Source organism: Nocardia brasiliensis NBRC 14402 (assembly GCF_000308475.2).
Lineage (GTDB): Bacteria > Actinomycetota > Actinomycetes > Mycobacteriales > Mycobacteriaceae > Nocardia > Nocardia brasiliensis.
Genome location: NZ_BAFT02000090.1, coordinates 1 through 13,738 on the forward strand (window position 1 = coordinate 1; position 13,738 = coordinate 13,738).

14 protein-coding genes are annotated in these 13,738 nt (G+C 67.0%); 8 read left to right on the forward strand and 6 right to left on the reverse strand.

The annotated features are described in order from the left end of the window. The 4 genes from TY25_RS30855 to TY25_RS30870 all read left to right on the forward strand — a co-directional run. Nucleotides 1–1,792 (forward strand): LCP family protein (locus TY25_RS30855; RefSeq protein ID WP_052383296.1); only part of this gene is annotated, 1,792 nt, incomplete at its 5' end. A gap of 102 nt (nucleotides 1,793–1,894) precedes the next feature. Continuing rightward, the gene (gene phoU / locus TY25_RS30860; RefSeq protein ID WP_014981499.1) at nucleotides 1,895–2,557 is read left to right on the forward strand and encodes a phosphate signaling complex protein PhoU; all 663 of its coding nucleotides are present in this window, start codon (nucleotides 1,895–1,897) and stop codon (nucleotides 2,555–2,557) included. Between the two features lie 167 nt (nucleotides 2,558–2,724). Then, complete coding sequence (locus TY25_RS30865) at nucleotides 2,725–3,015, forward strand: hypothetical protein (protein WP_115347013.1); 291 nt, start codon at nucleotides 2,725–2,727, stop codon at nucleotides 3,013–3,015. Further along, on the forward strand, nucleotides 3,012–4,556 hold the full coding sequence (locus TY25_RS30870; protein WP_042262049.1) for a hypothetical protein: 1,545 nt from the start codon (nucleotides 3,012–3,014) through the stop codon (nucleotides 4,554–4,556). Before TY25_RS30865 ends, TY25_RS30870 begins: the two co-directional genes overlap by 4 nt. Before the next feature lie 49 nt (nucleotides 4,557–4,605). Here TY25_RS30870 and pstB read toward each other — a convergent pair whose 3' ends face one another. The 6 genes from pstB to TY25_RS30900 all read right to left on the reverse strand — a co-directional run bounded on the left by pstB (nucleotide 4,606) and on the right by TY25_RS30900 (nucleotide 10,623). Beyond that, nucleotides 4,606–5,382 (reverse strand): phosphate ABC transporter ATP-binding protein PstB, encoded by a 777-nt coding sequence (gene pstB, locus TY25_RS30875; RefSeq protein ID WP_014981496.1) that lies wholly within the window; start codon nucleotides 5,380–5,382, stop codon nucleotides 4,606–4,608. Nucleotides 5,383–5,401: 19 nt separating this feature from the next. Then, nucleotides 5,402–6,301, reverse strand: coding sequence for a phosphate ABC transporter permease PstA (gene pstA / locus TY25_RS30880; RefSeq protein ID WP_042262051.1), 900 nt, complete (start codon nucleotides 6,299–6,301; stop codon nucleotides 5,402–5,404). Beyond that, nucleotides 6,301–7,272 carry a phosphate ABC transporter permease subunit PstC gene (gene pstC / locus TY25_RS30885; protein ID WP_042262117.1) on the reverse strand — a complete coding sequence of 324 codons (972 nt, stop codon included), beginning with the start codon at nucleotides 7,270–7,272 and terminating at the stop codon, nucleotides 6,301–6,303. The genes pstA and pstC overlap by 1 nt, the downstream gene beginning before the upstream one ends. Before the next feature lie 100 nt (nucleotides 7,273–7,372). Beyond that, nucleotides 7,373–8,485 carry a phosphate ABC transporter substrate-binding protein PstS gene (gene pstS, locus TY25_RS30890; protein WP_088607050.1) on the reverse strand — a complete coding sequence of 371 codons (1,113 nt, stop codon included), beginning with the start codon at nucleotides 8,483–8,485 and terminating at the stop codon, nucleotides 7,373–7,375. Between the two features lie 243 nt (nucleotides 8,486–8,728). After that, nucleotides 8,729–9,679 carry a mycothiol synthase gene (mshD, locus tag TY25_RS30895; RefSeq protein ID WP_226887075.1) on the reverse strand — a complete coding sequence of 317 codons (951 nt, stop codon included), beginning with the start codon at nucleotides 9,677–9,679 and terminating at the stop codon, nucleotides 8,729–8,731. 179 nt (nucleotides 9,680–9,858) lie between these two features. Next, entirely contained in the window at nucleotides 9,859–10,623 is a 765-nt protein-coding gene (locus tag TY25_RS30900) for a winged helix-turn-helix transcriptional regulator (RefSeq protein WP_042262054.1), read from the reverse strand. Between the two features lie 194 nt (nucleotides 10,624–10,817). Here TY25_RS30900 and TY25_RS30905 point away from each other — a divergent pair, with 194 nt between their 5' ends. The 4 genes from TY25_RS30905 to TY25_RS30920 all read left to right on the forward strand — a co-directional run bounded on the left by TY25_RS30905 (nucleotide 10,818) and on the right by TY25_RS30920 (nucleotide 13,737). Beyond that, a complete protein-coding gene (locus tag TY25_RS30905; protein ID WP_042262056.1) occupies nucleotides 10,818–11,618 on the forward strand; it encodes an LmeA family phospholipid-binding protein in 801 nt (266 codons plus the stop codon). Next, nucleotides 11,615–12,055: a thioredoxin family protein gene (locus TY25_RS30910; protein ID WP_042262058.1), complete on the forward strand. Its 441-nt coding sequence runs from the start codon at nucleotides 11,615–11,617 to the stop codon at nucleotides 12,053–12,055. The genes TY25_RS30905 and TY25_RS30910 overlap by 4 nt, the downstream gene beginning before the upstream one ends. Before the next feature lie 300 nt (nucleotides 12,056–12,355). Then, a complete protein-coding gene (locus TY25_RS30915; RefSeq protein ID WP_042262060.1) occupies nucleotides 12,356–12,874 on the forward strand; it encodes a DUF4395 domain-containing protein in 519 nt (172 codons plus the stop codon). A gap of 29 nt (nucleotides 12,875–12,903) precedes the next feature. Next, nucleotides 12,904–13,737 (forward strand): sulfurtransferase, encoded by an 834-nt coding sequence (locus TY25_RS30920; protein ID WP_042262063.1) that lies wholly within the window; start codon nucleotides 12,904–12,906, stop codon nucleotides 13,735–13,737. The last annotated feature ends 1 nt before the right edge of the window (nucleotide 13,738 follow it).

Here is a 13,738-nt window from a genome sequence, read left to right on the forward strand (position 1 = left end):
ACCGCCCACCCGGCGCGCCGACGCGCCGCCGCCGCGCACCGGCAGCACCCCGGTCGCCCAGGACATCGCGGGCGCCCCGGCAGCGCGCACCCCGAACCGGCGCGGCCCGGCCGAGGAGACCCGAGCCGTCCCGAAGGCGCGGCCGAAGCCGGAGACGGCCGAAGAGGTCACCGACATCCTGCCGCCGCTCGACGAGCCCACCCGGGCCAAGCGCAAGAAGACCGGCGAAGACGGTGCCGCACCGCCCAAATCGGTCGGCGCGGCCCCGCTGTCGCGGCTGGCCGCCAGTAAACAACGTCGCAACAAGCGGCTTCGCGTCGTGGGCCGCAGCACCCTGGTGGTGTTCGCGGTGATCTGCCTGCTCACCACCGGCGGCGGCTGGAGCTATCTGCGCTCCACCGGCAACAGCTTCACCCAGATCTCCGCGATCGACGACAACACCGAAGACGTCGTCGACTCGAACGCGCAGCTCGGTGACGAGAACTACCTGCTCGTCGGCACCGACACCCGCGCGGGCGTGAACAGTCAGGTCGGCGCGGGCACGCTCGACGACGCCGAGGGTTCCCGCGCGGACACCGTCATGCTGGTGAACATCCCCAAGAACCGCTCACGCGTCGTCGTGGTGTCGTTCCCCCGCGACCTGGACGTGACCCGGCCGCAGTGCAACGGCTGGGACAACGACAAGGTCCAGTACACCAGCGAGGTCTACCCCTCGGCGATCGGTGACAAACTGAACGCGGTCTACGCGCTCGGCGGGCCCAAGTGCCTGTTCACCACGATCCAGCGGATGACGGGTAGCGCGATCAATCACTTCATCGCGATCGATTTCGCGGGGTTCGAAGCCATGGTCGACACCATCGGCGGCGTCGAGGTGTGCGCGCCGAAGCCGATCAACGACGAGGTCCTGGGCACCGTGCTGGAGAACCCGGGCAAGCAGATGGTGACCGGGCAGACGGCACTGAACTACGTGCGCGCCAGGCACGTCTACGGCGAGGAACGCAGCGACTACGACCGGATCAATCGGCAGCAGCGCTTCATGGCCTCGCTGTTGCGCGGCGCGCTGTCGAGCAAGGTGCTCTTCGATCCGGGCAAGCTGAACAGCTTCATCCAGGCGTTCACCAAGCACACCTGGGTCGACAAGGTGCAGCCCGCGGATCTGCTCACGCTCGGCCGTTCGCTGCAGAAACTGGATGCGGGCACGGTCACCTTCCTGACCATTCCGACCGCGGGCACCACCTCGTACGGCAACGAGATCCCGCGCGAGCAGGACATCAAGGCGATCTTCAAGGCGATCCGCGACGACCAGCCGCTGCCCGGCGAGAAGAAGGTGACGCCCGCCCCCGGGTCGATCCCGACCCCGCCGCCGTCGCCGCCGAAGCTCACCGCGGTCGATCCGAGCACCGCCTCGCTGCTGGTGTCCAACGGCTCGGGCGTCTCGGGTGCCGCGCAGCGGGCCGCGACGAAGCTCGGCAACCAAGGCTTCCAGATCTTCAACACCGGCAACTATTCCGGCGGTAGCGAACTCACCTCCAAGGTCCGCTTCGGCGCGGGGCAGGAGGCCGCGGCAGCCACGGTGGCCAGCACCATCCCCGGTGCGCTGCTGGAACCGGCGAGCGATCTCGGCGGCATCATCGAGGTGGTGATCGGCGGTGACTTCACCGGAACGGTCAAGGCGCCCACGCCGGTCGGCGACCCGATCCCGGACGTGACGGTCAGCACCGGACCTGCGACGCCGGTCACGTTGCCCTCCGACCTGGAACACGTGAACGCCGCGGACGAGACGTGCAAGTAGGGGTTGTGCGCTACCTGCGGTAACACCGACACGGGGCATCGGCACCGGGCATTCACCCACCGTTCGTGACTTGGACAGCGCCGGGAACTAATGTCTGATTTCATGCGTGTCATCTACAACGAGCAAATGGCAGATCTCGCCCAGCTGCTGGGTGAGATGGCCGGTCTGGCCGGCTCGGCCATGGACCGGGCCACCCAGTCACTGCTCCAGGCCGACCTCGCTCTGGCAGAGCAGGTGATCACCGAGTCCGACCGGATCGCCGAGCTGATCCAGGACGCGGAGGAGCGCGCGTTCGCGCTGCTGGCCCTGCAGGCGCCCGTCGCGGGCGATCTGCGCCAGGTGGTGAGCGCGATCCAGATCGTGGCCGACGTCAACCGGATGGGCGCCCTGGCACTGCACGTGGCGAAGGTGGCCCGGCGGCGGCACCCGAATCACGCGCTGCCCGAGGCGGTCAACGGCTACTTCGCCGAGATGGGCCGCATCGCGGTCAATATGGGCGCGGGCGCCAAAGAGGTGCTGGAGACCCGCGACCCGGAGCGCGCCGCACAGCTCAACGAGGACGACGAGGCGATGGACGATCTGCACCGTCACCTGTTCACGCTGCTGATGGACCGCGACTGGAAGTACGGTGTCGCCGCAGCCGTCGACGTCACCCTGCTCGGCCGCTACTACGAGCGCTTCGCCGACCACGCCGTCGAAATCGGCCGCCGCGTCATCTTCTTGGTCACCGGCGTCCTTCCCCCGGACCCCGACGCGGAGGGCTGAGCGAGCGGTTTGCCTGCCGCCGGTGGTGGCAGGCAGCTCGGCACTGCCGTATCACACTGCCAGTCTTGCTTTTACGTTGTAGATCAGTAAAAAATCGTCCTTACAGCCGAGCGCAGGACTTCGGCTGTACCTGCCGCTAGGGAGTTGCGGCACGAAGGGGACAGCAGATGAAGGTCGATCCGGCAGAGTTGCGCGCGTTAGCCGCATCGATGGACAAGATCAGCGGCGAGATCGGCGGGCTGAAGGCCCTCGCCGCCGACACGTTGAGCACCGCATTGCCGGGCTCGACGATCACCGGCGCGCTCACCGGCGGCGCACCCCAGATCGAGGCCGCCTGGCTACGCATGGCGCAGCGCTGCAAGGCCGTATCCAATATCGCCAAGGGCGGCGCCGGTAACTACGAGGTCACCGACACCGACTTCCGGGACAAGCTCAACGCGGCGGGCAGCGATCGATGAGGAGCGGCGACCAGAGCGTTCCGACGCTGAGCCAGGTGCAGACGGAATGGAAGCCGTGGCTGCTCAACGATGCGGGTGCCGAAATCCGCACTCGCAACGCCGAATTCGTCACGATGATCGACGGCACCGTCACCCAGATCAGGGAGGCCGGCTCGCACTGGAGCGGTGACGCGTACTACGCCGCGTACGACCGGGTCGCCGGCGACCGGGACAACGGGAACAAGGTCGCGCAGGAGACCGAGACCCTGGCGCAGGCCCTGGTCGACGGCGGAACCACGCTGACCGGTTACCGGCAAGCATTGCTGGACAAGGTGACCGAGGCCACCGCGGCCGGTTTCACCGTCTCCGAAGATTGGCAGGTCACCTCGTCGGGTGACAGTTCCGGCAGTGACGACGAGAACCTGCAGACCCATCAGACCGCGATCACCACCGCGCTCAACGAGATGCTCGGCACCCAGGCCGGCATCACCACCGCGATCGAAACCGCCAGCGCCGCGGTGAAAACGCGCGGCGAGCAGCTCGGCGACGGTGATCCGATCGACAACAGCGACTCGTTGCTCAGCGGGGCCCCGAAATCGACGCTCACCCAGGAGCAGGTCGAGGACGATCCGACGACGGCGAAGGACGAGTCCCAGCCGGACACGCAGCCCGCGGGCACCAACCCGAGCAAGCTGACCGAGGTCTCCGAGAAGACGAACGGGGAGCCCAAGTCCACGGAGCCGGCGTCCACCGAACCCGCCTCCACGGAACCCAAAACCACCGAACCCGCCTCCACCGAACCCGCGACCACAGAGCCCAAATCCGCAGTGCCGGCGACGGACACCTCGACCAGCAAGCTCACCGATCTCAGCACCTGGAAGGTCTCCGACCTCACCTCGGTGGCCTCCGCGATCACCTCGGTCACCGGCAACATCCCCACCCTGCTCGAATCGGTCGGCAAGCTCGACGACAATCTTGCCGATATCGTCAAGGCGGGTGGCGAGGCGGGCAAGAACCTCATCGAAGCGTCGACGACCGGTATCGAGAAGATCGTCGACGCGGTCGACAACAATGCTGCCGCGCCCGCGAATACACCGTCGCAACCTGCCGGCGACGACCCCACCTACACCGACCAGCAGCCGAAGACTCCCGAGAGCACCGACCCGGCCGACAAGACCGACGGCAAACAGCCGGACCCCAAGGCCGGCGACAAACAGCCCGACCCCAAGGCGGGCGACAACCCGGAAACCAAGCAGGAAGACAAGCCCAGCGCCAAGCCCGCGGAACCCGGCAGCACCACGCCCAAGCCGGACACCACGGCGCCGAAGGCGGACCCCGACGCACCGAAATCCGTTACTCAGCCCCAGAGTTCGCTGATGGACCCCGGCACCACCAGCCCCGCGTCCTACCCCGCAGCCCAGTCCCCCGCCGCCACCACCTCCCAGGGCAGCAGCCTCTTCGGCCTCCCCTCCCCCACCCGCGGCGACACCGACCAGGAACACCGGGCCAACAACTACGTCCCGCAATTCGTCCAAGACGAAGTACCCGCACCGGCCGAATAGCGAAAAGGCCCGCACCGGAAGGTGCGGGCCTTTTCGTTTGATGCCGGGGTTATCCGAAGCGGCCGGAGATGTAGTCCTCCGTGGCTTTCTGGCCCGGGTTGGAGAAGATCTTCTCGGTGTCGTCGATCTCGATCAGGCGGCCGGGCTTGCCCTGCGCCTCCAGGTTGAAGAAGCCGGTCTGGTCGCTCACGCGCGCGGCCTGCTGCATGTTGTGCGTGACGATGACGATGGTGAATTCCTTCTTCAGCTCGGTGATCAGGTCCTCGATCGCCAGCGTGGAGATCGGGTCCAGGGCCGAACAGGGCTCGTCCATCAGCAGCACGTCGGGCGAGACCGCAATCGCGCGGGCAATGCACAGCCGCTGCTGCTGACCACCGGAGAGGCCGCCGCCCGGCTTGTCCAGCCGGTCCTTGACCTCGTTCCAGAGGTTCGCGCCGCGCAGCGAGCGCTCGGCGACCTCGTCGAGTTCCTTCTTGTTGCGCACGCCCTGCAGCTTCAGCCCGGCCACCACATTGTCGCGAATCGACATGGTGGGGAACGGGTTCGGGCGCTGGAACACCATGCCGATGGTGCGGCGCACCCCGACCGGGTCGATCTGCGAGCCGTAGATGTCCTCGCCGTCCAGCAGCACCGCGCCTTCGACGCGCGCGTTGGGCGTCACCTCGTGCATGCGGTTGAGCGAGCGCAACACCGTGGACTTGCCGCAACCCGACGGGCCGATGAAGGCGGTGACACTGCGCGGCAGCACGGTGAGGTCGACATCGGCGACCGCGTGGAACTTGCCGTAGAAGATATTCAGATCTTTGACGTCGATCCGCTTGGCCATCTCAGTTATCCGTTCGCTTCTATCGGTTCCGCGTGAGCAGCTTGTTGACGACCGCGGCCGCCGCGTACAGCAGCGCGATGAGCAGGATCAGCGTCAGCGCCGCACCCCACACCCTGGCCCGGCCTGCCGCTTCCGGGTTCGCCAGCTCCTGATAGATCAGCAGCGGCAGAGACGCCATATTGCCGTCGAAAAGGTTGGTGTTGATCGACTTGCTGTAACCGACCAGGACCAGCACCGGCGCGGTCTCGCCCATCACGCGGGCGAGGGCCAGCAGGATGCCGCTGATCATGCCGGGCAGCGCGGTGGGCACCACGATCCGGGCGATGGTCTTCCACTTGGGCACGCCAAGCGCGTACGACGCCTCCCGGAGCTCGTCCGGCACCAGCTTCAGCATTTCCTCCGTGCTGCGCACCACAACCGGCAGCATCAGCAGGACCAGCGCCAACGACACTGCGAACGAACTCTGCGGGGCACCGAGGGTCGCGATCCAGAGCGCGAAGATGAACAGTGCCGCCACGATCGAGGGCACGCCTGCGAGGATGTCCACCATGAAGGTCGTGGTCTTGGCGAGCAAGCCGCGGCCGTACTCGACCAGGTAGATGGCGGCCATGATGCCCAGCGGCACCGCGATGACCGCGGCGATGGCCGACTGCACGATGGTGCCGTAGATCGCGTGGTACACACCGCCGCCGGCCTGATCCGGCAGGATGCCCTTCTGCGACTTCTGCCACCAGTCGATCGAAACGATCGACTCCATGCCCTTGCTCACCACCATGATGAGCACCCAGGCCAGCGGGATCAGCGCGATCGCGAAGCACAGCCAGACAATGCCGGTCGCGATTTGATTCTTGACCCGGCGCGCGGTGCTGATGTCGCGGAAGGTCGGCGCTTTGATCGGCTTGTCGAGCGTTGCAGTCATTACCCGTTCACCCTTCCGCCCGCGACCAGCCGCGCCAGCGCGTTGACCACGAAGGTCAGCGCGAACAGCACGAAGCCTGCCGCGATGTAAGCGCCCGTCGGCAGCGGCGAGCTGAATTCCGAAGCCGCGGAGGCGATCTTCGATGCGAAGGTGTAGCCGCCGTCGAACACCGACCAGTGCCCGGCCTGCGCCGAGGTGCGCAGCACGACCAGCACCGCGATGGTCTCACCGAGTGCGCGGCCGAGGCCGAGCATGGATCCCGCGATCACGCCGCTGCGGCCGTAGGGCAGCACGGTCATCCGTACCATCTCCCACTTCGTGGCGCCGAGCGCGTGCGCGGCCTCGATATGCGCGGGCGGGGTGAGGTTGAAGACCTCACGCGAGACCGAGGTGATGATCGGCAGAATCATCACCGCGAGTACCACGCCCGCGGTGAAGATGGTGCCGCCACCGGCGATCGAGACGTTGCCGTCGGAGAACAGGAACAACCAGCCGAGCTTGTTGTTCAGGAATTTCTGCACCGGCTCCAGCTGCGGGGCGAGCACCAGGAAGCCCCAGAGGCCGAACACGATCGACGGCACCGCGGCCAGCAGGTCGACCAGCATCGCGAACGGCCGGGACAGCACCTTCGGCGCGTAATGAGTGAGGAACAGCGCGATGCCGACACCGATCGGCACCGCGATCACCAGTGCGAAGATCGAACTCAGCACCGTGACCATAAACAGGTCGCGGATGCCGAACCGTAGGTGGTCGGCGTTGCTGGTGTTGAACTCGGTGCTGGTGAAGAAGTTCGCGTCGTTCGCCATGACCGAGGGCACCGCGCGGATCAGCAGGAATAGCGCGATCAGCGCGATGGCGGCGACGATGATTGCGCCCGATGCCGTGGCGAGAGACCGGAAGATGGTCTCGGCCCGATGGCTCTGGGCTGGTCGAACCCGCTTGGCTGGTTCGGTGCTCGGTTCACTCGGCATGGGGGCTTTGTCTCCGGCCGCCCGCCGGCCCGCCGGATCAGAATCCGACGAGCCGGCGGCGGTCACCTCAGGGTGCACGGTCATGGCTGCAACTGTGCGATCAGGAGATGGCGTTGATCGCGGTGGTCAGACGCGTCTTGAACTTCTCGGGGATCGGGACGTAGCCCGCCTCGTCGAGACCCTTCTGACCGTTGGTGGTCGCCGAGGTCAGGAACGCCTTGACCGCCTTGGCGGTGTCGGCGTCCTTGTACTTCGAGCAGACGATTTCATAGGTGGGCAGGATGATCGGGTAGGCGCCCGCCTCGGTCGGCTTGTAGAACGAGCTGGTGTCGAGCACCAGGTCGTTGCCCTCGCCCTTGATCTTCGCGCTGTCGATGGCCTTGCCCGCCGAGGCCGTGTCCAGCTTCACCGGGGTCTTGGAGGCCGAGGTGACGATCTGCGCGATGGACAGGTTCTGCGCCTTCGCGAACGACCACTCGTTGTAGGTGATCGAGTTCTTGGTCGCCTTGATGGCGGCCGAGGTGCCCTCGTTGCCCTTCGCGCCCTCGCCGACGCCGCCGGTGAACGCCTTGCCCGCGCCCTTGCCCCAGGCGCCGTCGGAGGCGGCGTCGAGGTAGAGCTGGAAGTTGTCGGTGGTGCCCGACTCGTCGGAACGGAAGATCACGGCGATCTTGTCGCTCGGCAGCTTCGCGTTCGGGTTGAGCGCCTTGATCTCGGGGGCGTCCCAGGTGGTGACCGCGCCGTTGAAGACCTTGGCGGCGGTCGGGCCGTCCAGCACGAGGTCGGTGACGCCGTCGATGTTGTAGGTCACGGCGATCGGGCCGAACACGGTCGGCAGGTTCCACGCGGGGGCGCCGCACCGGTCCTGCGCCTTCGTCGGTTCGTCCTTCTTGGCGCTCAGCGGGGAGTCGGAGCCGCCGAAATCGGTCTGGCCGCCGAGGAATTCGTTGACACCCGCGCCGGAGCCGCTCGAGGTGTAGTTCAGGGTGTTGCCGTCGCAGTTGGCCTCGTAGGCGGCGATGAAGCGCTCCATGGCGTTCTTCTGCGCCGACGAACCGCTGGCCTTGAGCGCCTTCTTGCCGCCACAGGCGACGTTGGAGTTGGCGGTGTCGCCATTGCTGCTCGACGTGTTGTCATCACTGCCACATGCGGCGAGGCCCATGACACTGACCGCCAGCACACCAACGAGGGCGCTGCTGCGCTTGAGATTCACTATTCCTCCGGAAAGGCGTCCTACTCGTCCGGTCCCTCACCTGGCCCGGACGGGTGATGTGGGTGCTGTTCGCGGGGAACCTGCGCACCAGGCAGCCGTGGGCTGCCCACCAATCAACGTAAAGTCACGTGGTTGACAGTTGGACCGACCTGAGTGAACGGCGGGTGAACAGCCAAGCGCGATTAGGGCGTTATGTGTGACATTAGCCCCAGTTTTACTCGGACGCCGCCGACCCGCCTTCCGCTATTCAGCTGACGCGGCCGAATACGCCACATCCACATGCGCGGGCGCGAACCCCAAACGCGTGTAGGTGTGCACGGCCGCGGTGTTGTCCGCCTCGGTGTAGAGCAACACCTCGGCAAGGCCGCGATCACGCAGATGCCGCAGCCCCGCCAGGGTCAGCAGCCGACCGAGTCCGCGGCCCTGCGCGGCCGGGTCGATACCGACCACGTACACCTCGCCCACCGGCGGGTTCTCGTCGTAATGCACCTTGGTCCAATGGAATCCGAGCACCTGCTCAGGGGTGGCCGGATCGGTGGCGAGGAACAGTCCGGCGGGGTCGAACCACGACTCGGCGCGGCGGGCGACGATATCGCGTTCGGTCCAGCCGCCCTGCTCGGGATGCCAGACGAAGGCGGCGTTGTTCACCCGCAACAGTTCGGCGTCGTCGGCGGGGCCCGCGTAGGTCCGGATCGTCACGTCGGCACGCTCCGGCAACTCCGGTAGCTCCGGCGTTGCCAGGGCTCGTCGCATCTGCCACAACTCGCGCGCGGTGGCGAGGCCGAGCCGGGCCGCGACGGCCTGCGCGGCGGGCCGGTTGCCGTGCGCCCACACCCGCGTGCCCGCTCCGCCCTCGGCGAGCGCGGCCGCGACCAATTCGGCGCCGATGCCCTGGCCACGCGCCGCCGGATCGACTGCGACCTCGGCCATCGCCGGGTGGTCACCATGCGCCGGAACGAGGTTCGCGTAACCGGTGATCACGTCGTCGCGGGTGGCGACCAGGTGCCGGGCGGGAGCGTCGTCGGCCGAGTTCAATGACAGCACCGCCTGTTCGGAGACGGGGGCGACCCCGTCTGCGGCGGTAGCCCGGTCGAGCAGTTGCCGGATCGCTGCGGCGGTGTCCGCGTCGACCTGCGCCGCCCACCGTGTCGACACAGCACCACTGGCCCGGTCCGCTTGCGCACGCTCGCTCACTCGGTCCTCATTTCCGCACTCGGACAACGTCATTGCTTTCCGCTCAACACCGCGGACTCAGCGAACATTTCGCGACGGGGCGCGGCGGGCGCCACGTGGCGAAACCGCGCCGGAGCCGACTGAACTCCACCCGAACAGATAATGACGCACCGGTGTTTCGGATCGGCCGTCCGCCGACCTCACTGCACAGAGCCGTTGACCGGCGCCAGCGGTGCGTCGTCGGTCCCCTCGGCCTCGTCCTCCGGCGCCGGCGCGGACTCGCCCTTGCTCGCGGACCGGGACGGACGCACCGCCTTGTAGCCGACGTTGCGCACGGTGCCGATGAGCGACTCGTATTCGCTGCCGAGCTTGGCGCGCAGGCGGCGCACGTGCACGTCGACGGTTCTCGTGCCACCGAAGAAGTCGTAGCCCCACACCTCCTGCAGCAACTGCGCCCGGGTGAACACCCGGCCCGCGTGCTGCGCGAGGTACTTCAGCAGCTCGAATTCCTTGTAGGTCAGGTCGAGCGGGCGGCCGCGCAGCCGCGCGGTGTAGGTGCCCTCGTCGATCACCAGTTCACCCAGGGTGATCTTGCCGGTGTTCTCCGGGCTCGCCACGCCGCCGTTGCGCCCGACGAGCAGGCGTAGCCTGGCATCGAGTTCGGCCGGCCCGGTGCCGGGCAGCAGGATGTCGTCCAGGCCCCAGTCCGCGTTGACCGCGACCAGGCCGCCCTCGGTGAGCACCGCGACGACCGGAACCGAGGACCCCGTGCTGCCGAGCAGCCGGCACAGTCCGCGTGCGGCCGCCAGATCGGTGCGGGCGTCGACCAGTGCGACATCCGCGGTACCCGCTTCCAGCAAAGAGGACACCTCGGTGGGTGCGGGACGCACGTTGTGCGCCAGCAACGCCAGCGAGGGCAACACCGACTCGGGGTCGGGGTCGGAGGTCAGCAGGAGCAGCTCCACAAGCTCTCCTCCCATCTCATAGCTCCGAGGACTACAGCCGCATTGCCGGGGCCACGTCGCTGATCACAGGTAATCGGATGCAAGATTAGCGTGTGAACCCCGATGACCTCGCCATCCGGGTTGCCGACGCACCCCGGCAGATATGTCTGATACCGGAAATGCACCGTCGAACCCGCCCCCGTTAAGGTTCACCAATGCGCAAGCTCATCATCGGGCTGCTGATTCTCGCGGGACTGGCAGTGGTCACTGATTTCAGCATCGCGGCCTATTCGGAGTATCGGGTCTCGCGCGCGCTGCGCCAGGGCGCCGACCTCGCCGCCGAGCCCTCGGTGGCCATCAGCGGCGTCTCCTTCCTCGCTCAGGCGGTCAACGGCCGCTACGACAACGTCGTGATCAGGGCCAGCGGTAAGCGGCCCGACATTCGCGGGGAGTTCGAGATGGAGGCGACGCTGACCGGCCTGCGCATCCCGCTGCGTGACCTGGTCGACGGCAGCCTGCGCAATGTGCCGGTGGAGCGGGTGGACAGTTCGCTACGGATCGGGCCGACCGAGCTCGGTCAGCTGTTCGGCATTCCCGACCTGCAGGTGAAGGGACCGCCCGCGGACAAATCCGACGGCACCGGCGGTTCGGGTGGCACCGGCATGACCGCGACCGACGGTGTGCTGTGCCTCACAGGCACTTTGCCCGAATCGCCCGGTGCGCAATTCGGCGGCGAAAACGTCGCGGTGCGTGCCGAATTGGCGCTCGACGGCGGCCAGGTGCGGGTCACCGCGACCGGTTCGTGCAAAGACACCAACACCTCGACCATTCCGGTGGCGATGCTGCCGGAGGCCGATCGACCGGCGGTGCTCGCACGCTTCACCCGTACTATCGACTTCAAGGAATTGCCGTTCGGTGTCCAGCCCGCGAAAGTCCGTGCGGACGGCGGCTGGATCGTCGTCCAGGGCAAGGGCGTGAACGTCACGATCGACCTCGACCGATTGCAGCGACCATGATCGAAATCACAATTCTGGCAGTGATGTTGCTCGCCGCCTTGGCGGTGGGCCTGCTGCTGCGCCGGCGCGACGGCAGAGTCCGCGCCGCCGATCACATCGAAAACGGCTCCGCGCGTGCCGATCTGCTCGCGTCCGTCGGCGTGACCGGCACCGGCCCCGCCGTGCTGCATTTCTCCGCCGACTGGTGCGGGCCCTGCGCCGCGGTGCGCCGGGTCGTCGCCGATGTGACCGGGCAACTGGCCGAATCGCCGCAGCCGCCGCTGGACATCGAGATCGACATCGACGCCGAGCCGGTGCTCGCCAAGGAACTCAACGTGCTCTCGCTGCCCACCACGTTCGTCTTCGATAGTGAAGGGCGCGAACGTTTTCGGATCTCCGGCGTGCCGAAGGTGACCGATCTGCGCTCCGCGCTCGAGCCGCTCACCGTCGCCGCCTGAGCAGGCTGCGTAGGCGGCTTGACAGGTTCACCGGATCCCTGTGACGAACCCGGGGTCCAATTCTCCCGCCCAATTGGGTAAACTGCCTTCGTGCTTTCCAACCACGAGCTGATGCTCACCCGACGCCGCACGGTTGATCTGTGCCGCCTCGGTGGTTGTTGCTGCCTGTGCCGCTGAGCGGTCGGCTTTTCCAGATTTCCTGACGCCGACCTTCGTCCGCCGCGCGAGTGATCTTCTCGATCCCCCGGCGAACTGGCCAATTTCCAGCCATCAGTCGCATCCAGCGCAGGAGTACGCACAATGTCCACTGAAATTCGTAATACTTCGCAGAATCAGCCAATTCCGCAGGGACAGGTAGATGTTCGCGGCCCGCGTTTCGCCGCCTGGATCACCACCGCCGTCCTGGTCCTGGTCCTGATCGCCGCCATCTTCTCCCCCATCGCGGCCGCGGCGCTGATCGCCGTTCAGGCGGTCGTCTTCGCAATCGGCGCCGCCTACGGTCCGCGTAAGCACCCGTACGGCCGCATCTACGCGACATTCGTCGCGCCGCGCCGGGCCCCGACCACCGAAACCGAGCCGGTGCCGCCGCTGAAATTCGCGCAGCTGCTCGGCCTGGTGTTCGCGGCTGTCAGCCTGCTGGGCTTCGCGCTCGGCTCCACAATCGTCGGCGCGGTGTTCGCCGGCTTCGCCCTGTTCGCGGCGTTCCTGAACGCGGCGTTCGGGATCTGCCTGGGTTGCCAGATCTACCCGCTGGTCGCCCGTTTCCGCCGGATAGCTGCACCAACTGGCGGTGGTCCGGGGTCCCCGGCACCGAACTGACCCTGCAAGTCATCTCTGAAAGGAACAACATGGCTCGCTCCGATGTCCTGGTCTCCGTGGACTGGGCCGAAGAGAACCTCAACGCCCCCGGCGTCGTCTTCGTCGAGGTCGACGAGGACACCTCCGCCTACGACGGTGGCCACATCGAGGGTGCTGTCCGGCTCGACTGGAAGAAGGACCTGCAGGATCAGGTTCGTCGTGACTTCGTGAACCAGCAGCAGTTCTCCGACCTGCTCTCGGCGCGCGGCATCTCGAACGACGACGAGGTAGTCCTGTACGGCGGCAACAACAACTGGTTCGCCGCGTACGCCTACTGGTACTTCAAGCTGTACGGCCACAACAACGTCAAGCTGCTCGACGGTGGACGTAAGAAGTGGGAGCTCGACGGCCGCCCGCTGTCCACCGCCGGCGTCAACCGTCCGGCCACCCAGTACAAGGCCGCCGCCCCCGACGTCTCGATCCGCGCCTTCCGGGACGAGGTCATCGCGGCCATCGGCACCAAGAACCTGGTCGACGTCCGCTCGCCCGACGAGTTCTCCGGCAAGATCCTGGCCCCCGCGCACCTGCCGCAGGAACAGAGCCAGCGTCCCGGCCACATCCCCGGCGCCATCAATGTGCCGTGGAGCAAGGCCGCGAACGAGGACGGCACCTTCAAGTCCGACGCCGAGCTCACCGAGATCTACAAGGAAGCCGGCCTCGACGGCGAGAAGGACACCATCGCCTACTGCCGCATCGGCGAGCGTTCCTCGCACACCTGGTTCGTGCTGCAGGAGCTGCTCGGCCACAGCAATGTCAAGAACTACGACGGGAGCTGGACCGAATACGGCTCCCTCGTCGGTGCACCGATCGAATTGGGAGCGTAAT